The organism is Candidatus Symbiopectobacterium sp. NZEC151, from assembly GCF_025962655.1.
Lineage (GTDB): Bacteria > Pseudomonadota > Gammaproteobacteria > Enterobacterales > Enterobacteriaceae > Symbiopectobacterium.
In genome coordinates this window covers 382,925-403,367 of sequence record NZ_JAGFPE010000005.1, presented here as the reverse complement: position 1 = coordinate 403,367, position 20,443 = coordinate 382,925, and the positions used below count along the sequence as shown (strand labels likewise).

Annotated in this window: 22 protein-coding genes; 9 read left to right on the top strand and 13 right to left on the bottom strand. The window is 54.3% G+C overall.

Features of this window, described 5'->3' with window-relative positions; translation table 11 throughout:
* Window positions 1-309: 309 nt before the first annotated feature.
* Window positions 310-873: a D-glycero-beta-D-manno-heptose 1,7-bisphosphate 7-phosphatase gene (gmhB, locus tag J5067_RS17165; RefSeq protein WP_264644761.1), complete on the bottom strand. Its 564-nt coding sequence runs from the start codon at window positions 871-873 to the stop codon at window positions 310-312.
* Window positions 874-1,054: 181 nt separating this feature from the next.
* On the opposite strand from gmhB, the gene metN reads away from it, so the two are divergent.
* The 6 genes from metN to proS all read left to right on the top strand — a co-directional run bounded on the left by metN (window position 1,055) and on the right by proS (window position 6,773).
* On the top strand, window positions 1,055-2,089 hold the full coding sequence (gene metN, locus J5067_RS17160; protein ID WP_264644760.1) for a methionine ABC transporter ATP-binding protein MetN: 1,035 nt from the start codon (window positions 1,055-1,057) through the stop codon (window positions 2,087-2,089).
* Complete coding sequence (locus tag J5067_RS17155; RefSeq protein WP_195316266.1) at window positions 2,082-2,735, top strand: methionine ABC transporter permease MetI; 654 nt, start codon at window positions 2,082-2,084, stop codon at window positions 2,733-2,735. The genes metN and J5067_RS17155 overlap by 8 nt, the downstream gene beginning before the upstream one ends.
* 70 nt (window positions 2,736-2,805) lie before the next feature.
* Window positions 2,806-3,621 carry a MetQ/NlpA family lipoprotein gene (locus J5067_RS17150; protein ID WP_222158007.1) on the top strand — a complete coding sequence of 272 codons (816 nt, stop codon included), beginning with the start codon at window positions 2,806-2,808 and terminating at the stop codon, window positions 3,619-3,621.
* 121 nt (window positions 3,622-3,742) lie between these two features.
* A complete protein-coding gene (gene rcsF / locus J5067_RS17145) occupies window positions 3,743-4,150 on the top strand; it encodes an Rcs stress response system protein RcsF (protein WP_264644759.1) in 408 nt (135 codons plus the stop codon).
* A 9-nt stretch (window positions 4,151-4,159) separates the two neighbouring features.
* Window positions 4,160-4,870 carry a tRNA (N6-threonylcarbamoyladenosine(37)-N6)-methyltransferase TrmO gene (gene tsaA / locus J5067_RS17140; protein WP_264651618.1) on the top strand — a complete coding sequence of 237 codons (711 nt, stop codon included), beginning with the start codon at window positions 4,160-4,162 and terminating at the stop codon, window positions 4,868-4,870.
* Between the two features lie 184 nt (window positions 4,871-5,054).
* Window positions 5,055-6,773 (top strand): proline--tRNA ligase, encoded by a 1,719-nt coding sequence (gene proS / locus J5067_RS17135; protein WP_264651617.1) that lies wholly within the window; start codon window positions 5,055-5,057, stop codon window positions 6,771-6,773.
* Window positions 6,774-6,873: 100 nt separating this feature from the next.
* Here proS and rpoS read toward each other — a convergent pair whose 3' ends face one another.
* From rpoS to ftsB, 7 genes are all read right to left on the bottom strand, one after another.
* Window positions 6,874-7,866: an RNA polymerase sigma factor RpoS gene (gene rpoS / locus J5067_RS17130; RefSeq protein ID WP_264626106.1), complete on the bottom strand. Its 993-nt coding sequence runs from the start codon at window positions 7,864-7,866 to the stop codon at window positions 6,874-6,876.
* 53 nt (window positions 7,867-7,919) lie between these two features.
* Window positions 7,920-8,987, bottom strand: a complete 1,068-nt coding sequence (nlpD, locus tag J5067_RS17125) for a murein hydrolase activator NlpD (protein WP_264644756.1) — start codon at window positions 8,985-8,987, stop codon at window positions 7,920-7,922.
* A gap of 200 nt (window positions 8,988-9,187) precedes the next feature.
* Window positions 9,188-9,799, bottom strand: coding sequence for a protein-L-isoaspartate(D-aspartate) O-methyltransferase (locus J5067_RS17120; RefSeq protein WP_264644755.1), 612 nt, complete (start codon window positions 9,797-9,799; stop codon window positions 9,188-9,190).
* Between the two features lie 149 nt (window positions 9,800-9,948).
* On the bottom strand, window positions 9,949-11,013 hold the full coding sequence (truD, locus tag J5067_RS17115) for a tRNA pseudouridine(13) synthase TruD (RefSeq protein WP_264644784.1): 1,065 nt from the start codon (window positions 11,011-11,013) through the stop codon (window positions 9,949-9,951).
* Window positions 11,013-11,510, bottom strand: coding sequence for a 2-C-methyl-D-erythritol 2,4-cyclodiphosphate synthase (ispF, locus tag J5067_RS17110; protein WP_222158014.1), 498 nt, complete (start codon window positions 11,508-11,510; stop codon window positions 11,013-11,015). The genes truD and ispF overlap by 1 nt, the downstream gene beginning before the upstream one ends.
* 57 nt (window positions 11,511-11,567) lie before the next feature.
* The gene (ispD, locus tag J5067_RS17105; protein WP_264644754.1) at window positions 11,568-12,278 is read right to left on the bottom strand and encodes a 2-C-methyl-D-erythritol 4-phosphate cytidylyltransferase; all 711 of its coding nucleotides are present in this window, start codon (window positions 12,276-12,278) and stop codon (window positions 11,568-11,570) included.
* Between the two features lie 3 nt (window positions 12,279-12,281).
* On the bottom strand, window positions 12,282-12,644 hold the full coding sequence (ftsB, locus tag J5067_RS17100) for a cell division protein FtsB (protein ID WP_264644753.1): 363 nt from the start codon (window positions 12,642-12,644) through the stop codon (window positions 12,282-12,284).
* Window positions 12,645-12,936: 292 nt separating this feature from the next.
* Here ftsB and J5067_RS17095 point away from each other — a divergent pair, with 292 nt between their 5' ends.
* The 3 genes from J5067_RS17095 to J5067_RS17085 all read left to right on the top strand — a co-directional run bounded on the left by J5067_RS17095 (window position 12,937) and on the right by J5067_RS17085 (window position 15,305).
* The gene (locus J5067_RS17095; protein WP_264644752.1) at window positions 12,937-13,707 is read left to right on the top strand and encodes a basic amino acid ABC transporter substrate-binding protein; all 771 of its coding nucleotides are present in this window, start codon (window positions 12,937-12,939) and stop codon (window positions 13,705-13,707) included.
* Between the two features lie 127 nt (window positions 13,708-13,834).
* Window positions 13,835-14,596, top strand: coding sequence for an amino acid ABC transporter permease (locus J5067_RS17090; protein ID WP_264644751.1), 762 nt, complete (start codon window positions 13,835-13,837; stop codon window positions 14,594-14,596).
* Window positions 14,583-15,305, top strand: coding sequence for an amino acid ABC transporter ATP-binding protein (locus tag J5067_RS17085; RefSeq protein WP_264644750.1), 723 nt, complete (start codon window positions 14,583-14,585; stop codon window positions 15,303-15,305). The genes J5067_RS17090 and J5067_RS17085 overlap by 14 nt, the downstream gene beginning before the upstream one ends.
* A 35-nt stretch (window positions 15,306-15,340) precedes the next feature.
* Here J5067_RS17085 and J5067_RS17080 read toward each other — a convergent pair whose 3' ends face one another.
* Genes J5067_RS17080 through cysG form a run of 5 tightly spaced genes read right to left on the bottom strand, consistent with a single transcriptional unit; the run spans window position 15,341 to window position 20,192 of the window.
* A complete protein-coding gene (locus tag J5067_RS17080; RefSeq protein ID WP_264644749.1) occupies window positions 15,341-15,667 on the bottom strand; it encodes a DUF3561 family protein in 327 nt (108 codons plus the stop codon).
* A 58-nt stretch (window positions 15,668-15,725) separates the two neighbouring features.
* Window positions 15,726-16,475, bottom strand: a complete 750-nt coding sequence (cysC, locus tag J5067_RS17075) for an adenylyl-sulfate kinase (RefSeq protein ID WP_319802400.1) — start codon at window positions 16,473-16,475, stop codon at window positions 15,726-15,728.
* A complete protein-coding gene (gene cysN, locus J5067_RS17070) occupies window positions 16,414-17,841 on the bottom strand; it encodes a sulfate adenylyltransferase subunit CysN (RefSeq protein ID WP_264644747.1) in 1,428 nt (475 codons plus the stop codon). The genes cysC and cysN overlap by 62 nt, the downstream gene beginning before the upstream one ends.
* An 11-nt stretch (window positions 17,842-17,852) precedes the next feature.
* Window positions 17,853-18,761: a sulfate adenylyltransferase subunit CysD gene (gene cysD / locus J5067_RS17065; RefSeq protein WP_195316280.1), complete on the bottom strand. Its 909-nt coding sequence runs from the start codon at window positions 18,759-18,761 to the stop codon at window positions 17,853-17,855.
* A gap of 9 nt (window positions 18,762-18,770) precedes the next feature.
* Complete coding sequence (gene cysG / locus J5067_RS17060) at window positions 18,771-20,192, bottom strand: siroheme synthase CysG (RefSeq protein WP_264644746.1); 1,422 nt, start codon at window positions 20,190-20,192, stop codon at window positions 18,771-18,773.
* Window positions 20,193-20,443: the final 251 nt, after the last annotated feature.

Below are 20,443 nucleotides of genomic sequence, written 5' to 3'. Positions count from 1 at the left end.
TTTAAGCCCGTAGGCTTTACGATAAAGTCCTGTGAGTGCCCACACAGATTGTCTGATTAATTGTTAAAGAGCGTTGCGACGCGGCTTGCAGCCTGCTGTCGCGAGGTGGCGTATACTACGCTTTCCTCTTTCAGAGTCAACGATTATTTTCATTTGAAAGTGAATCGTTTTTCTCTTGCTAACCTCGACTTGAATCGCTTCGTGTCGTGTCAACGGAGGCGCATTATAGGGATCCCAGTAATTTACACAACCCCTTTTTTCATCTTTTTTTCTGTTTGTTCAAATTCCACTCACGAAGCCCGATTTTACTCACTTGCGCTGTTCTATAACGCGCGGCAAATCGGCCAGGCTATCAATCACAACATCAGCCAGCGCTTCGCCTTGCTCGGTGATCGGCTTGCCGCTGCGCACCAGTACTTTTGTTCCAACGCCCGCCGCAATGGCTGCCTGCATATCTTCTGTCTTATCGCCTACCATATAAGAAGCAGCCATATCGATATTAAGGAAACTCTGCGCTGAGAGAAACATGCCCGGCTTGGGTTTACGGCAGTCACACTCCTGGCGGTATTCCCCTTGCCCCTCTTCTGCGTGATGCGGACAGAAATAGATGCCGTCCAAATCGACTCCGCGATCGGCCAGCGACCAATCCATCCACTCGGTCAGGTGCATGAACTCATCTTCACTGAACATGCCGCGCGCAATACCGGATTGGTTAGTCACCAGCACCAGCGCAAATCCTTTCTTCTTTAGTTCACTCATCGCGTCGATAACGCCATCAATAAACTCAAACTGATCGATCTCATGAACGTAACCGTGATCGACATTAATCGTGCCGTCGCGATCGAGAAAAACGGCTGGAATGGGTTGTGCCACTGCTATGTGCTCCTGATGGCGTTATTTGCGCGCTAGTATCGCATGTTTTTGTCCTTTGCGAGAATGCGTCATAACGACAAAGTAAATTGACTTAGACGTCTAGACGCCCTAACATCCGTACAATATTCTGCATACAGCAGACGTTGATCTATCCCACGATAGGCACTTACGATAAATAAAGATGATTAAACTTTCTAACATTACAAAAATTTTCCAGCAGAAAGGCCGGACCATCACAGCACTGGACAATGTCAGTCTGTATGTCCCTGCAGGGCAAATCTATGGAGTTATCGGCGCATCCGGTGCCGGTAAAAGTACGCTGATCCGCTGCGTCAATCTGCTGGAGCGCCCGACCCACGGCGAGGTGTTGGTCGGTGACCAGGATTTGATGGCACTGTCCGAAGCGCAGTTGACCAAGGCACGCCGCCAGATTGGCATGATCTTCCAGCACTTTAATCTTTTGGCGTCACGTACCGTGTTTGGGAACGTAGCTCTGCCTCTTGAGCTGGACACCACGCCAAAAAACGAAATTACCCGCCGCGTCAATGAACTGCTCGAACTGGTGGGTTTATCGGATAAGCACGATGCTTACCCGGCAAATCTGTCCGGCGGGCAAAAGCAGCGCGTTGCGATTGCTCGCGCGTTGGCCAGCAATCCCAAGGTGCTACTGTGTGACGAGGCCACCAGCGCGCTCGATCCGGCCACTACGCGTTCCATTCTCGAATTGCTCAAAGACATTAATCGCCGTTTAGGGATAACCATCCTGTTGATCACCCATGAAATGGATGTGGTAAAACGCATCTGCGATCAGGTTGCTGTTATCAGCGGCGGTCAATTGATTGAGCAGGACACGGTCAGCGAAGTGTTCTCTCACCCTAAAACGCCTCTGGCACAAACCTTCATTCAGTCTACGTTGCATCTGGATATCCCCGAGGATTATCAGGCCCGGCTCATCGCCGCACCGCACAACGACCAGAACACCCCGCTGCTACGGCTGGAGTTTACCGGTCAATCCGTTGATGCGCCGTTACTTTCAACCATCGCGCGCCGCTTTAGCGTGAATAACAATATCATCAGTGCGCAGATGGATTACGCCGGTGGCGTTAAATTCGGCATCATGTTGGCCGAAATGCACGGCGAAGAGCAGGACACGGTGGCCGCCATCGCGTTTTTACAGGAACACCATGTGAAAGTTGAGGTGCTGGGCTATGTCTGAAGCAATGATGTGGTTGATGGCGAAAGGCGTTTGGGAAACCGTCGTGATGACATTTGTTTCCGGCTTCTTTGGCTTTGTGTTGGGATTGCCGGTTGGCGTGATGCTTTATATTACCCGTCCGGGTCAGATCGTTGCCAATCCGCCGCTGTATCGCACACTGTCCGCGTTGGTGAACATTTTCCGTTCTATTCCGTTCATTATTTTGCTGGTGTGGATGATTCCGTTCACACGCGCCATCGTCGGCACCTCCATCGGGCTGAAGGCGGCCATTGTGCCATTGACCGTAGGCGCAGCGCCGTTTATCGCGCGTATGGTTGAAAACGCCCTGCTGGAAATTTCCAGCGGATTGATCGAGGCGGCGCGCGCCATGGGCGCCACACCGTTACAGATCATTCGTAAGATTCTGCTGCCAGAAGCACTTCCCGGTCTTATCAATGCCGCCACCATCACACTTATCACCCTGGTAGGCTATTCTGCAATGGGGGGCGCAGTCGGTGCCGGTGGGTTAGGTCAAATTGGTTATCAGTATGGATACATTGGTTATAACGCGACAGTCATGAATACGGTATTAATATTACTGGTTGTTCTGGTCTACCTGATCCAATTCGTAGGCGATCGCACGGTACGGGCAGTGACTCATAAATAAGTTTTACTACACGTCGGACTATGCCGCAGATGGCAAGCCGCAAAACGTTAAATATGCAGAGGTTAAGGAAATGACAATCAAATTTAAAACCGTCGCCGCACTGGGTACGTTACTGGGTGCACTGGCGCTGGCAGGCTGCGGACAAGAGGAAAAAGACCCGAACCACATCAAAGTCGGTGTTATTGTGGGTGCTGAGCAGCAAGTTGCTGAAGTTGCGCAGAAAGTGGCTAAAGATAAATATGGCCTGACCGTGGAACTGGTGAGCTTCAACGATTATGTACTGCCGAACGAAGCGCTGAGCAAAGGGGATATTGACCTGAATGCCTTCCAGCACAAGCCTTATCTGGACCAACAGATCAAAGACCGTGGCTACAAACTGGTTGCTGTTGGCAATAGTTTTGTCTATCCGATCGCTGGCTATTCTAAAAAAATCAAATCATTAGACGAGCTGCAAAACGGGGCGCAAATCGCACTGCCTAACGATCCGACCAACCTGGGTCGTTCCCTGCTGCTGCTGCAAAAACAGGGTCTGATCAAACTGAAAGATAACGTTGGCCTGCTGCCGACCGTGCTGGACGTGGTTGAAAACCCGAAAAACCTGAAACTGGTCGAGTTGGAAGCACCGCAACTGCCGCGCTCTCTGGATGACGATCAAATCGCTCTGGCTATCATCAACACCACCTATGCCAGCCAGATTAATCTGACGCCGACCAAAGACGGTCTGTTCGTGGAAGAAAAAGACTCTCCGTACGTCAACCTGATTGTGTCGCGTGAAGACAACAAAGACGCGGCTAACGTGAAGAAATTCGTTCAGGCTTACCAGTCAGACGAAGTTTATGAAGCGGCCAACAAGATTTTCAACGGCGGCGCGGTGAAAGGCTGGTAATATCACCCGATACGCGAGTGACAATTTTTTCAAGACGGGCCTCGGTGCCCGTCTTGTTATTTGTGTCGTAGCTTGCTTCAATAAGCGCACATCAAAAGAAGAATAGTAGAGAGGAAATGCTATGCGTGCTATACCGCTCGTGTTTTTAGCGCTGTCATTAACAGGATGTTCCCTGCTGCAACCCAAAACGGCACCCGCACCGCAGCCGGTTGTCGAACCGGCTGTCGAAGCCCCGGCCAAAGCAAAACCGGTACAGCGCCCGGCGACCGCCGTGCTGTATAACAATGCGGAAGAGTTGGTGGGTAAACCGTTCCGCGATATGGGTGAAGTGTCCGGCTCCGTGTGCCAGGCCAGCGTGCAAGATACGCCAGCTACCGTCGCCAATGCCCGCCGCCGTATGCAAACGCGTGCAACAGCGATGCGCGCCAATGCGGTTCTGGTGCATAACTGTCAGGTTGTCAGCGGCGTTGCTGGCTGCTACCGGCAGGCCATTTGTGAAGGCACTGCACTGAAAATTTCTTCTCAATAAAGCCGGGCAATGACCACCTATCACTTCGATCAGATTGGCGTTATCCGTTCGCCTTATAAAGAAAAATTCGCCGTGCCGCGGCAACCCGGCCTGATTGAAGATGGCGACGGAGAACTGCATCTTCTGCCGCCCTACCACCAGCCAGAAGCGGTTCGTGGGCTGGAAGCGTTCAGCCATATCTGGGTATTGTTTGTCTTTCACCACACCATGGAACAAGGCTGGCGGCCTACAGTACGCCCTCCCCGCTTGGGCGGGAATGCGCGTATGGGGGTTTTCGCCACACGTTCCACGTTTCGCCCGAATCCCATCGGCATGTCGCTGGTCAAACTCAAAGGGATAAAGGCCACAGGCGACAGCGTGATCTTGCAATTAGGCAGTCTCGATCTGGTCGATGGCACGCCGGTGGTTGATATCAAACCCTATTTGCCCTTTGCCGAGAGCGTGCCTGATGCCATCGGCGGCTTTGCGCAACAGGCACCCGACACCGCGATGCCCGTGTATTTCTCACCGCTGGCAGAGCAACAGTTGGTGCAACATCAATCCACTTATCCGCACCTGCGCCGTTTTATTACTCAGGTACTGAATCAGGATCCACGCCCGGCGTATCGCAAGGGTGAAGCCTCGCGTGATTACGCCGCCCTGCTGCTGGAATTCAACGTGCGCTGGCGCGTAACGGCCATGCAGACCGAAGTGCTCAGCCTTGAGCCAGCGCCGCGCTAAGCGAACATTGAATCGTTATTCATGACCTGCGCGCCATAAAATTCACGCCGCACACTGTTGACGAAGGAAAGTCACTGTTACACTAAGCCACTTTACCGTGTTTAAGGGCCTACACGGCCCTTTGCATCTCGTTTTAGGGCACATCGGTGCCCATTACTTTGCGTTCTGACGGAACTAAAACACCATGCGTACTAGCCAATATCTGCTCTCCACCCTGAAGGAGACGCCTGCCGACGCGGAAGTCATCAGCCATCAGTTGATGCTGCGCGCTGGGATGATCCGCAAGCTGGCCTCCGGGTTATACACCTGGTTGCCGACCGGCTACCGGGTTCTGAAGAAAGTCGAAAACATCGTGCGTGAGGAGATGAACAACGCCGGTGCTATCGAGATCTCCATGCCCGTGGTACAACCCGCCGATCTGTGGCAGGAGAGCGGCCGCTGGGAACAGTATGGCCCGGAATTGCTGCGCTTTGTCGATCGCGGTGAACGCCCGTTTGTTCTCGGCCCGACGCATGAAGAAGTGATTACCGATCTGGTGCGCAACGAACTGAGCTCTTATAAGCAGTTGCCGCTGAATCTGTTCCAGATCCAGACCAAATTCCGCGATGAAGTACGCCCGCGTTTCGGTGTAATGCGTTCACGCGAATTCATCATGAAAGACGCCTACTCGTTCCACACGTCGCAGGAATCGTTGCAGGTCACCTATGACGCAATGTACGACGCCTACAGCCGTGCATTTAGCCGCATGGGATTGAACTTCCGCGCGGTTCAGGCGGACACCGGCTCCATCGGTGGCAGCGCATCACACGAATTCCAGGTGCTGGCACAGAGCGGCGAAGACGACATCGTTTTCTCTACCGATTCCGAGTACGCTGCCAATATCGAATTTGCCGAAGCCGTTGCGCCCACGCTGGGCCGTGCCGAAGCCAAAGAAGAGATGCGTTTGGTTGATACGCCTAACGCCAAAACCATCGCCGAGCTGGTTGAGCAGTTTAACCTGCCGATCGAAAAAACCGTCAAAACGCTGCTGGTAAAAGCGACGGAAGAGAGCGGTCACAAACTGATTGCCCTGCTGGTGCGCGGCGATCATGAGCTGAATGAAGTGAAAGCGGAGAAACTGGAGCAGGTTGCCAGCCCGCTGACCTTTGCAACCGAGGCAGAGATCCGCGACATCGTTAGCGCGGGCCCGGGCTCACTCGGTCCGGTCAATATGCCGATACCGGTGATTATCGATCGCACCGTCGCGGCAATGAGCGATTTCGGCGCTGGGGCAAACCAGGACGGCAAACACTTCTTTGGCATTAACTGGGAACGTGACGTTGCACTGCCGCAAGTGGCAGATATCCGTAACGTGGTCGAAGGCGATGCCAGCCCGGACGGGAAAGGCACCCTGTTAATCAAACGCGGCATTGAAGTGGGTCACATCTTCCAACTGGGCACCAAGTACTCTCAGGCGCTGCAAGCCAGTGTACAGGGTGAAGATGGCCGTAACCAGATCCTGACCATGGGCTGCTACGGTATCGGGGTGACGCGCGTGGTGGCTGCTGCCATCGAACAGAATCACGACGATCGCGGCATTATCTGGCATGACGCCATCGCGCCCTTCCAGGTGGCGATCCTGCCGATGAACATGCACAAATCGTTCCGCGTGAAAGAGCTGGCAGAAGACATTTATCAGCAGCTGCGCGCCAAAGGCATCGACGTTCTGCTCGACGATCGTAAAGAGCGCCCGGGTGTGATGTTTGCGGACATGGAATTGATCGGCGTGCCGCACACTATCGTCATTGGCGATCGCAATCTGGATAACGACGAGATCGAATATAAATATCGTCGCGACGGCGAGAAAAAGATGATCAAGGTTGGCGAGATCGTGGATTTTTTGTCGGCCAATACCGTTCGTTAATACGCAGAACTACAGCATAAAAAAGAGGTGGGGTTTTGCCCCACCTCTTTTATTTGACTGATTGTCGACTCAACGTGCAAATACGGCGATCGCAGCTTCGTTATTCACGGAACAGCTCTTCAATATCCAGCCCCTGTACTTGCAAAATTTCACGCAAACGACGCAGCCCTTCCACCTGGATTTGGCGCACGCGTTCACGGGTTAAGCCAATTTCACGACCAACATCTTCAAGCGTTGCCGCTTCATATCCCAGCAGCCCAAAACGACGAGCCAGCACTTCACGCTGTTTAGCGTTCAGTTCGAACAACCATTTAACGATATTTTGTTTCATATCGTTGTCTTGCGTGGTGTCTTCTGGTCCGTTGTTTTTTTCATCCGCCAGAATATCCAGCAGCGCTTTATCAGAGTCCCCGCCCAATGGCGTATCGACCGATGTAATACGCTCGTTCAAGCGCAACATACGATTGACGTCATCAACGGGTTTGTCGAGCTGCTCGGCAATCTCCTCCGCACTGGGCTCGTGATCCAGCTTATGCGAAAGCTCACGCGCGGTACGCAGATAAACGTTCAATTCTTTAACGATGTGGATAGGCAGACGAATGGTACGGGTTTGGTTCATGATAGCCCGTTCAATCGTTTGGCGAATCCACCATGTGGCATAGGTTGAAAAGCGGAAACCCCTTTCAGGATCGAACTTCTCAACCGCACGGATCAAACCAAGATTACCTTCTTCGATGAGATCCAACAGCGCCAAACCGCGATTGTTGTAGCGACGGGCGATTTTCACCACCAGACGCAGGTTACTTTCAATCATGCGGCGTCGCGATGAAACATCACCGCGCAGCGCTCTTCGGGCAAAAAATACTTCTTCTTCTGCGGTCAGAAGCGGAGAGTAACCGATCTCGCCCAAATAAAGTTGGGTGGCATCCAGCACACGCTGGGCTGCACTTTGGGATAACAACTCATCGTCAGATGCCTCATTATCCCCCGCCTCTTCCTCCGCTAGCGCCTTTTCGTCAAAAACATCAAGTCCATTTTCCTCGAACTCGGCATCATCATGTAACTCGTTAACTTTCAGCGTGCTTTGGCTCATAAGTGGCTCCTACCCGTGATCCCTTGGCAGAATACCGAAATACTCTGCCCGATTTATCGCTGCGGAAGGTAACGCAGCGGGTTTACGGATTTCCCCTTGTAACGAATTTCAAAATGCAAGCGTACTGAACTGGTTCCGGTGCTACCCATGGTAGCGATCTGTTGACCCGCCTTGACCTCTTGTTGTTCCCGGACCAGCATAGTGTCATTATGGGCATAGGCGCTCAGGTAATCATCGTCGTGTTTGATGATGATTAGATTACCGTACCCGCGTAAAGCGTTGCCCGCATAAACGACGCGCCCTGAAGCGGTCGCCATGATCGGTTGCCCACGAGTGCCAGCGATATCAATCCCTTTGTTTCCCCCCTCCGACGCGGAGAAACTATCTATGACTTTCCCCTCAGTGGGCCAACGCCAGCTGCCGACAGCAGGAGCACTGCTTTCAACAGCCGCGGGGGCAGTCACAGGAGCCGTCACGGCAGCTCCGGTGGAAGGCAACATCTTACCTACATTCTGTTTACCCGAATTTCCAGAATACGCATTAGTTGACTGAGAATCAACCTGCGTTGTTTGAATTTGCGTCATTGATGGCGGCTGAGGCACGCCACCACGCGTGGCATCGGAAGGTGTCAGCATACCACCACCGCTGCTGCTGGTACCGCCTGCCAACATGCGTCCGCCTCCGGTCGATCCGTTGCTCACGGGTGCGGAGGAACCGTCACTCACTTGCAGCACCTGCCCAACGTTCAGGCTATAAGGCTCAGCGACACTGTTGCGCTGGGCCAGCTCGCGATAATCACTGCCGGTTATCCAGGCGATGTAGAACAACGTATCACCGCGTTTTACCGTATAGGTGCTGCCGCCATAGCTGCCTTTAGGAATGGCGTTATAGCTACGGTTGTAGACCATACGCCCATCGCGCGTGGTGATCGGCGCATCGCCGGAAGATGATATGTTCGAAGGCGCAGTCGCAAGCATTCCACCGCGGCTGCTGCTGTTGCCCTGACCGCCTACGCTGCTGATTGGGGCGGGTTTGCTGTCGTTATTGGAACATCCCGCCAACCCCAGAATAATTGCCGTGCACGCCGCCATCTGACGCAGTGTTCTCGTTTGGCTTCCCATGCGCCTTGCTCCCCTATAACCGTAACACTCACTCAATACTTTAATCAGACCACTCGCGGCCTGCCCTGTCATCAACGCATTGGCATCCGCTCAATGCTAGCAATATCAACATGTTCTCACTATGACAGGGTTGTATTGAAATAAGTTCTATTGAAATAAATCGTAAATGACTGATACCCGTAAACATGCTTGCAAAGGTATCAGGCCAGTTCGCCTTTGACCAGTGGAACAAATTTGACCGTTTCAATGGTATTAACCACAAATTCTCCACCGCGGCGTTGTATGCGCTGCAACGTCTGCGACTGCTCTCCCACCGGGAGCACCATAATGCCCCCTTCATCCAATTGCGCTATCAGCGCATTCGGAATTTCAGGTGCCGCCGCCGTTACAATAATGGCATCAAACGGGCCGCGTGATGGCCAGCCTTGCCAGCCATCGCCGTGCCGGGTGGCGACATTGTGCAGATCCAACTGCTTTAGGCGCCGTTTAGCCTGCCATTGCAGCCCTTTGATACGCTCAACGGAAAAAACCTGCTTTACCAAATGCGCCAAAATTGCCGTTTGGTAACCGGAACCGGTGCCAATTTCGAGCACGCGGGAGGCGGGCGTCAATTGCAACAGGTCCGTCATACGAGCAACCATATAAGGCTGAGAGATGGTTTGACCGGAGCCTATTGGCAGCGCGGTATTTTCATAAGCCTTATGCTCAAAGGCTTCGTCGACAAAACGCTCACGCGGCACAGCCTCGATAGCCTTAAGCAATCGCTCGTCATGAATGCCTTGCTGACGCAACAGTGTCAGCATCGTTTGCATGTGCTTGTTCACCCTATCCCGTCAGCCTCAGTCGTGATTAACGTCTTCATGCCTTTACTCTATAACGGCAATACCTTGCCGTGAGTTCGCATCCTTACTGCATCGGTGCTGCATCGCTACTACCTCAGACACGCATCAGACACAGCATCTCAATCAGCGATATCCATCTGCTCAAGCGGCGTGATGAGCTCACGCACTACGCTGGTGGCAAAACTGCCTGCCGGCAGCCAGAAATCCAGCGTAACCGAGCCATCATCCAGCCAGGACCAGCACATCTGCTGCGGATACAGCAGCGCGGCACGGCGCGCAACGTCCACGCGTTCACGACGCAGCAGTCCAAGCAGCGTCTCTTGCCCTGCCAGACAACCCTGTTCAAACGCCAACGCGGCACCCTGAGTACCAGGGTCACCGTCGCCGGGCAGCGGGGCCGTCACGCACAGCTCACGCTGATCAACGCGCGTTTGCAGTGCCGTCACTTCGTCTTCATTGGCGACAAACCAACTGCCGCGCCCGGCCAGTTGCAGCGCGTCGCCCGCCAAGACCTGCGTTGCCAAGCCCTGGCTCAACCGTTGGCTCACGATAAGATTGAACAGCGCGCTGCGACTGGCCGACAGATAGAAGCTGCGTTTGCTGCGCTCGCTGACGCGAATCTCGTCTCTGGCCCAACGTGCCGCCTGAATCAGATTGTTACCGCCGCGACCAAAGCGCTGGCTGCCAAAATAGTTCGGCACACCCTGTTCGGCGATCGCCGCTAGCCGCGCTTCGACGGCGGCGCGATCGCTGATATTACGCAGCGTCAGCGTAAACTGATTGCCGCGCAACGCACCAATACGCAGTTTGCGCCGATGGCGGGCACTGCTAAGAATTTCACACCCTTCAAGCATAAAGGCTGAAAAATCGGGCAGCGCTTTGCCCGGCAGATGCAGGCAAAACCACTGCTCGGTTACCGCATGCCGGTCTTTCAAGCCCGCATAACTCACGGCACGCGCGGGAATGCGGGCGAATTTCGCCAACGCCTCCGCCACAAACGCGGTGTTGCAGCCACGTTTACGTACCTGTACCAGCAGATGTTCACCATCGCCATCCGGTGCAAAACCCAGATCTTCCACCACGCGAAAATCATCGGCAGTTGCTTTGAGCGTCCCTGTCGCCTGCGGCTCACCATGCAGCCAGAACAGGCTTTCCATGTTGAGCGTAGCGGGTTCTTGCTGCATTACCATGCGACCACTTCACTCCGTTCATCTTTCACCAACAGCGCCACCGCCTCACAGGCGATCCCTTCTCCACGTCCGGTAAATCCGAGCTGTTCGGTGGTGGTAGCTTTTACGTTGACGTCATCCATATGGCAGTGAAGATCTTCTGCCAGATTCACCCGCATTTGCGGAATGTGCGGGGCCATTTTTGGCGCTTGTGCGATGATGGTGACATCCAGATTGCCCAGCCGATAGCCCTTTTCTTGTATCCGCTGCCACGCCTGACGCAACAGTTCGCGGCTATCCGCGCCTTTGTAGGCGGGATCGGTGTCGGGAAACAGTTTACCAATATCGCCCAACGCTGCGGCTCCCAGCAGTGCATCGGTTACCGCATGCAGCAACACATCCCCATCAGAATGCGCCAACAATCCCTGAGGGTAAGGAATACGAACCCCGCCGATCACCAATGGGCCTTCGCCGCCCAGTTTGTGGACATCAAAACCGTGACCAATACGCATGGGGTTATTCTCCTTAATTTCGAATGGTTGTGAAACGCTAGACTGGCGAAGGGCACATCACACGTTTGGCGGTGCCAATCGAGCCAGATAGAACTCGGCCAGCGCCAAATCCTCAGGACGCGTCACTTTAATATTATCAGCGCGCCCGGCAACAATCTGTGGATGATAGCCGCAATACTCCAGTGCCGATGCTTCATCGGTCACGACAGCGCCTTGTTGTAACGCGCGCTCCAGGCAATCTTGCAATAATAACCGTGGAAACAGTTGCGGCGTCAAGGCGTGCCATAAATCGCGGCGATCAACCGTGTGATCAATCGTCTCACCCCGGCTGCGCTTCATGGTATCCCGCACCGGTGCAGCAAGAATGCCGCCCACGTCGCAGTGCCGGATAAGCTGAAGCAGGCTGTCGAGATCCTGAAGATGCAAGCAGGGACGCGCGGCGTCATGCACCAGCACCCAGGGCGCCTCACTGACCGCACGCAAACCGGCCAGCACCGAATCAGCCCGCTGTTTGCCGCCGAAGACCACGCTGATGCGCGGGTCCTGTGCCAGCGGCAAGGCGGCAAAGCGCCAGTCGTCAGGGCTGATAACCACCACGGCACGCTGAATGTGCGGATGCTGAAACAGCGCAGCCAGCGTGTGTTCCAGCAGCGTTTTACCATGGAGGGTGAGATATTGTTTCGGGCAGTCGCACTCCATTCTGCTGCCGTTTCCGGCCGCGGGCAGAACGGCGACAACCTCAGGTAAGGAGACCAACGGTTCAGACATGGGTTAACGTGACGTCATAGGGTTAGAAGGCGACAGGGAGCTGGACGCGCCAGAATTCGCCGATGAAGACGCTGTTGCCGCACGGCGACCGGATTGATCCGGCACCAGACGATAGAAGTTCTCACCCGGCTTGATCATGCCCAGTTCATTGCGCGCGCGCTCTTCAATGGCTTCTTGTCCACCGTTGAGATCGTCGATTTCCGCAAACAGCTGTTCGTTTCGGGCTTTGAGCTTACCGTTGTTGCCCTGTTGGACAGCCACGTCGTCTTTAACCCGAACATAGTCATGAATGCCATTTTTGCCCAGCCACAGCGAATATTGCAGCCAACCGAGCAAAATCAATAATAACAGCGTTAGCTTTCCCATCCCGCCCCCTGAAAAACCGCCTAATCATCCCATAACTTTGCCTTCGACTCCATATTATCAGGGCGGATTAGCACACAGAGGCGCTTTCAACGCCACAAAGATCCCAATAATCAGGATAGCTATTCATTTGCATTTTACCGGCAATACGCGGTGATCAATCCATAATGGCAGAGAGCCAGCGGGATTTTTACCCGCGAATAAGTTGAACCTTTATGTCGACCTGTGTATTTTTATGAAAATAAAATGCATAAAACAGATGATTCATCTGCCACACTTTGATCCAGGAGATAACATGTTCAAACCCTTTTTGTTCGCTGGCACGCTGTTCGCGGCGGCGTTTTCCACTTCTATTGCTGCGGCAGAACAAACCTATGTGGTGGGTGCTGGCGGTACCTATCGTCCTTTTGAATTTGAAAACGCGCAGAAAGAGCTGGAAGGATTTGATATCGACATCATTAAAGCGATCGCCAACGCGGAAAATTTCTCCATCAAACTGGTCAATACGCCGTGGGAAGGGATCTTCGCTACGCTGAATTCTGGCGATCGCGATATCATTATTTCCGGGATCACCATTACCGACAAACGTAAACAAATGGTCGATTTCTCTTCTCCTTACTTCCCAGCGGAGCAGTCTATCGTGACGCCTAAAGACTCCAGCATTGGCGCAATTGCCGATTTGAAAGACCATAAGGTCGGTGTAGTGAACTCCAGCACCGGCGACGTGGTGGTTTCTGACGTACTGGGCAAGAACAACTCGGCGATCAAGCGTTTTGACAACACGCCGCTGATGTTGCAAGAGCTTTATGAAGACGGTATCGGTGCCGCCGTCGGTGATGTCGGTGTAATCAAGTTCTATATCAAAACCCACCCGGAGAAGCAGTTTAAACTGGTGTCCGATGCGAAATTTCAGCGTCAATACTTTGGCATCGCCGTTGCTAAAGGCAACGAGGCACTGTTGGGTAAGATCAACGCTGGCCTGAAAAAGATTGTTGCCAATGGCACCTATGCGCAGATCTATCAGAAATGGTTTGATAACGACGTTCCTGCCCTGCCTGCTCAGTAAACCGCGGTTTGCACGCTGACTCGGCGTGCCTTGCTTTCAAGGCCTCTGTCACGACGCGATTCGATCACGCGTAAGTGACAGAGGCGCTCTATCACCTCGCCTATGACACCAAAAAGGACCGCACGCGATGGGATTTCGTTGGGAAATCATTCAGGAATATGCCCCGCTGTTTATGGAAGGGGCCTGGATGACAATAAAATGTACGCTTATCTGCGTTATTTTGGGGACCTGCTGGGGACTGACGCTCGGGTTAGGCCGCCTGGCGCAAGCACCGCACGGCCCCTGGAAATGGATATTGCACTATGGCGTACAGTGGCCTGTGCGTATTTATGTCAGTGCGTTGCGCGGTACGCCGCTTTTCGTTCAGATTATGGTGGTGCATTTTGCACTGATCCCATTACTCATTAACCCGCGCGATGGTTTATTCGTCAGTGGCGGCCTGATGTCGTCGGATTTCGCACGCATGCTACGTGCCGACTACGGTGCTTTCCTATCGTGCATCGTGGCAATCACCCTGAATGCCGGTGCCTATGTGTCCGAAATTTTCCGTGCCGGCATCCAATCTATTGACCGTGGGCAGATGGAAGCGTCGCGTTCACTGGGCATGAGCTACGGCCGTACCATGCGCAAAGTCATTCTTCCTCAGGCATTTCGTCGTATGCTGCCGCCGCTCGGCAACAATGCGATTGCCATCGTCAAAGACTCATCACTCGCTTCTGCGATTGGACTGGCCGATCTGGCCTACGCGGCGCGTACGGTGTCGGGTGCCTATGCCACCTATTGGGAACCCTATTTGACCATTTCCCTGGTTTATTGGGTCATCACCTTCCTGCTCTCGGTTCTGGTGCGGCAGATGGAAATAAGGTTAAGCAAAAGTGATTCACGTTAATAATTTGCAAAAACATTTTGGTGATACGCAGGTACTGCGCGGTATCAGTTGCGCTATCGCACCGCAGGAAGTGATCTGCATGATAGGCCCCTCCGGTTCGGGAAAAAGCACGTTCCTGCGCTGTTTGAATGCGCTGGAAACGCCAACCGGTGGCGAAATCACCGTCAACGGATTTGCGTTGCATAACCCCAAGACCGATCTCAACCGGTTACGTGAAAGCGTTGGTATGGTATTTCAGCGTTTTAATCTGTTTCCGCACATGACGGTGCTGGAAAACATGATTATGGCCCCCATGGACGTGAAAAAGCTTTCACGCGCTCAGGCGGTTGAACGCGCCCACCGCTTGTTGGACAAAGTGGGTCTGCTGGATAAAGTGGATGCCTGGCCCAATAGCCTTTCTGGCGGGCAACAACAGCGAGTAGCCATTGCCCGCGCATTGGCGATGGAACCGGCCATTATGCTGTTTGATGAACCCACATCGGCGCTTGATCCAGAGCTGGTAGGCGAAGTGCTGTCAGTCATGAAAACGCTGGCAACGGAGGGAATGACCATGGTTATCGTGACTCACGAAATGGCATTTGCCCGTGAAGTCGCAGACCGAATCATCTTTATCGATCAGGGAATCATTCAAGAAGAGGGAGAGCCGGAAGCGCTGTTTACTGCACCGACCAATCCGCGAACCCAAGCATTTCTCAGTAAAGTGCTCTAACACCGCAGTGGCGTGCGCGATGCGCCCGCCGCTCCTCACCACCCGGTGATCAGTGAAAACACCAGCCAAAACAGACAGACAATCACTGCGCCGCTGGACAACACCATCAGCGTCATATTGCCTTTGAAAATCACACTGAAAAACACGCCGATTAGCACCGAGGCAGGCATCAGCGCCAGAAAGAATGGCCAGGTGTAGAGCATAAAAAACAGCGTGGTGTTCGAGCCATAGACCCAAATCGGCACCACAAACGCCAACCAGTAGAAAGAAAAACCGGCGATGGCGCCCATAAACGGGTAGGTGCGTTCGTCTTCACGCACCCGTAGCCGCTTACTTACCGATAACTGCGTTACATTCTGCATAGTCTACCCTGTAACACTCCGCCCCACCGCGAAAGGCGGTGACACCTGACAGAGCCAATCAGACTTTGATAATAGCTCGACTGTGCAGTAGATCTAATAACTGATCGGTCAAATTTGTTACCAATTGTTCGCCTTCCAAGCGCAGATCGGGCGCGTGTGGCGGCTCATACACGGCATCGATACCGGTAAAATTGGTCAGCGTGCCGGCACGTGCTTTCTTATACAATCCTTTAGGATCGCGCGCTTCACATACGGCCAACGGTGTATCGACAAACACTTCGATAAACTTTCCTTCCGGCAGCGATTCGCGCACCATCTGGCGTTCCGCACGGTGGGGCGAAATAAACGCCGTCAACACGACCAGCCCGGCATCCACCATCAGGCTGGCTACTTCGCCCACGCGGCGAATATTCTCACGCCGATCGGCATCGGAAAAGCCCAGATCGCGGCACAGCCCGTGGCGAACATTGTCGCCATCAAGCAGATAGGTGCTAACGCCGAGTTGGTGCAAGCGCTGTTCCAGTTGCCCGGCCAGAGTGGACTTTCCCGACCCTGACAGGCCGGTGAACCAGATAACGGCCCCTTGATGGCGGTGCAATCGCTCCCGATCGCGACGTGCCACCGGGTGATCGTGCCAGACAATGTTGTCATCACGACTGTTGTCATCACGAATATTGTCATCACGAATGTTATCGCCACGATTGCCATCAATAGCCTGATGCTTCTCTTGTGGGGGCAGCGTCATGCTACTTTCCTCCCAGCAGATCGCGTGCACCCCAATGCGGGAAGTGACGGCGCACCAGCGCATTCAACTCCAGCTCAAACGCACTGAAGGCAGACGGTTCCTGCGTCACCTGCACCATCGGCTCGCGTACCAGCCCGGCACCGACAGTCACGTTACTCAGCCGGTCGATAAAGATCATACCGCCCGTGGTGGCATTCTGCTGATAGGACTCGAGCAGCAGCGGTTCATCAAAGGTCAAATCCACCAGGCCGATGCCGTTTAACGGTAAATTTTCGCTGACGCGCTGCGTCAGCGAATTGATCTCGACCTGATACTGAATATTGTCTACCCGCGCACGGGTTTTCTTGCCCGCAATCTTGATGTCATAACTGTGCCCCGGCACCAACGGCTGCTCCGCCATCCACACCACATCGACCTGCGCATGCTGTACTGCGCGCAGTTCATCCGCCTCCGGCACCAACAGATCGCCACGGCTGATATCCACTTCATCGGCCAGCACCAGCGTGATGGCTTCTCCCGCGTGTGCCTGTTGCAAATCACCATCAAAGGTCACGATGCGGGCCACGGAGGAGGTCACACCGGACGGCAACACCCTCACGCGCTGTCCGACCTGCACCACGCCGGACGCCAGGGTTCCGGCATAACCGCGAAAATCCAGGTTGGGCCGGTTCACATACTGCACCGGAAAACGCATTGGCTGCGTATCGCTCTGGCGCGTAACGTCGACCGTTTCCAGCACGTCGAGCAGCGTCGGGCCGCTGTACCACGGCATGGTGGTGCTCGGCGTCGCCACGTTATCCCCATCCAGCGCGGAAATAGGCACGAAGGTTACCTGCAACGATGCCGGTAGCTGCTGAGCAAAATCGAGGTAATCCTGCTTGAACTGCTCAAATACCGATTGCTGATACTCCACCAGATCCATTTTATTCACCGCCACCACCAGATGGCGAATGCCGAGCAGCGTGGCAATAAAGCTATGGCGGCGGGTTTGATCCAGTACGCCTTTGCGCGCATCGATCAACAGGATCGCCAAATCGCAGGTCGAGGCGCCAGTCGCCATGTTACGGGTGTACTGCTCATGACCGGGGGTATCGGCAATAATAAATTTACGTCTTTCCGTGGAGAAATAGCGGTAGGCGACATCGATGGTAATGCCCTGCTCACGCTCGGCCTGCAAGCCATCCACCAGCAGCGCCAGATCCAGCTTCTCACCCTGCGTGCCTAGCCGTTTGCTGTCGTTATGTAACGTGGAAAGCTGGTCTTCATAAATCTGACGGGTGTCATGCAACAAACGGCCAATCAAGGTACTTTTGCCGTCATCCACGCTGCCGCAGGTCAGAAAGCGCAGTAAACTTTTGTGCTGCTGCGCGTGCAAATAGGCTTCTACTCCGCCCTGATCGGCAATCTGTTGTGCAATGCTTTGGTTCATTTGACGATTCCTTAAAAATACCCTTGACGCTTTTTCAGTTCCATCGAGCCGGCCTGATCCCGGTCAATGACGCGCCCTTGCCGTTCGCTGGTGGTCGAGATCAGCATCTCTTCAATGATTTCCGGCAGCGTCTGTGCGTGCGATTCCACCGCGCCGGTCAACGGCCAACAGCCGAGGGTACGGAAGCGCACCATACGCTGTTCGACAACCTCACCCGGTTGCAGATCGATACGATCATCATCCACCATCAGCAACATGCCATCACGCTCCAGCACCGGACGCGGGGCGGCCAGATAGAGCGGCACAATGTCGATATTTTCCAGGTAGATGTATTGCCAGATATCCAGTTCCGTCCAGTTGGAGAGCGGGAACACGCGAATGCTTTCCCCCTTGTTAATCTGGCCGTTGTAGTTATGCCACAGCTCTGGACGCTGGTTTTTCGGGTCCCAGCGGTGAAAACGATCGCGGAAGGAGTAAATACGCTCTTTGGCGCGAGATTTCTCTTCATCGCGCCGCGCGCCGCCAAACGCGGCATCAAAGCCGTATTTATCCAGCGCTTGCTTCAACCCTTCGGTTTTCATGATATCGGTATGCTTGGCGCTGCCGTGCACAAACGGGTTGATCCCCAACGCTTCGCCCTGGGGGTTACGGTGCACCAGCAGTTCGCAGCCATAGGCTTTGGCAGTGCGATCGCGGAAGGTGTACATCTCGCGAAACTTCCACCCGGTATCCACATGCAGCAGCGGAAACGGCAAGGTGCCCGGATAGAACGCCTTGCGCGCCAGATGCAGCATGACGGAAGAATCTTTGCCGATGGAGTACATCATCACCGGATTACTGAATTCTGCCGCCACTTCGCGAATAATATGTATGCTTTCCGCTTCAAGCTGTCGCAGGTGCGTCAGTCGTTTCTCGTCCATAACCCTTCCTCAAGCCAAATTCACGAGCGCAGAACGTCCGGTTTGCCCGGCCTCCTGCGTCTGTAGACCAAACCAGGCGAGCTGATGGTGCAGTGCAACCACCTCGCCAATCACCAATAGCGCTGGCGTCGGAGCTTGATGCGCCAAAGTCTCCAACTGCGCCAACGAGCCAATGTTCACGGACTGATCCGCTCGCGTGCCGCGGCTAATCACCGCCACCGGCGTATCCGGTGCACGCCCATGGGCGATCAGCTGCTGGCTGATTTCCGCCGCTTTCACCGTGCCCATATAGATGGCGAGCGTCTGACGCCCGCGCGCCAGCGTGGACCAATCGAGCGCTTCACCGTCCGGGCGACAGTGCCCGGTAATAAACAGCACGCTTTGTGCGTAATCACGGTGGGTCAGCGGGATACCGGCATAGGCGGTAACGCCCGCAGCCGCCGTGATCCCCGGTACGATTTGGAAAGGAATGCCCGCTTTTGCCAGGTATTGCACTTCCTCACCGCCGCGTCCAAAGATGAACGGATCGCCCCCTTTCAGGCGCACCACACGTTTACCGCTCGATGCCAGCGTAAACAGCAGGCGGTTAATCTCCCCCTGCGGCAATGAGTGCGCGGAGGCGCGCTTGCCGACGCAGATTTTCTCGGCATCGCGGCGCACCAGTTCCAGCACTTCCGGGCTCACCAGATGGTCATACAGCACCACGTCCGCCAGTTGAATCAGTTGTAAACCACGCAGGGTCAACAAACCGGCATCCCCCGGCCCGGCCCCCACCAGCGCCACATCCCCCTGCACCCGTTGCGGTTGATCCAACTGCTGGCGCAGGGTTTCTTCTGCCACCGTTTGTTGCCCGGCGGCAATCTGGTCGGCAAAAGGGCTATTAAACAACCGCTCCCAAAACTGACGACGCGCACGCATCGAATGAAACCGCTGTTTGACGCGATCGCGCCATTCTCCGGCCACCCGGGCCATATCGCCCAAACTGGCAGGCAGCAACGCCTCCAGCTTCTCGCGCAGTAAACGCGCCAAAACCGGCGCTTGTCCGCCAGACGAAATCGCCACCACTAACGGCGAGCGATCGACAATGGACGGGAAAATAAACGAGCATTTGGGCTGATCGTCCACCACGTTAACCAGGCGATAGCGCTGTTGCGCCGCTTCAGATACCGCTGCGTTCAACGCCACATCATCGGTGGCGGCGATCACCAGAAAAACTTTATCCACCTGCTCTGGGGAGAATTCCTGCGCCAGCCAGTGCAACTGACCGGCGTTATGTTTTGCCACTAGCGGCTCTGCCAGGGATTTGGCCACCACATGCACGTCGGCGCCCGCACGCAATAACAATTCAATCTTGCGCGTTGCTACCTCACCACCGCCGACCACCAACACTACACGCTGCTTCACGTCAGCGAACAAAGGGAGATAGTTCACAATCGCCTTAACAAAGTTAAAAATTTGATAAGTAGACTATACGGTGCTGTAGGAAGGGTTATGAAATGCCGAATTGGAATGATAAGTTCCGTAATGGAATAACAGCGGAGCAAGAATCGCAACGTAACGCTTATCGATTGATTTTACTGTAATTAACAAAATATCTTCAGGCTCACGGAACGTGAATATCACCGCTGTGAGAAAAAATTTCAGGTTGAGGGATTATGCGTTCACCCCAGTCAGGCCGGTCA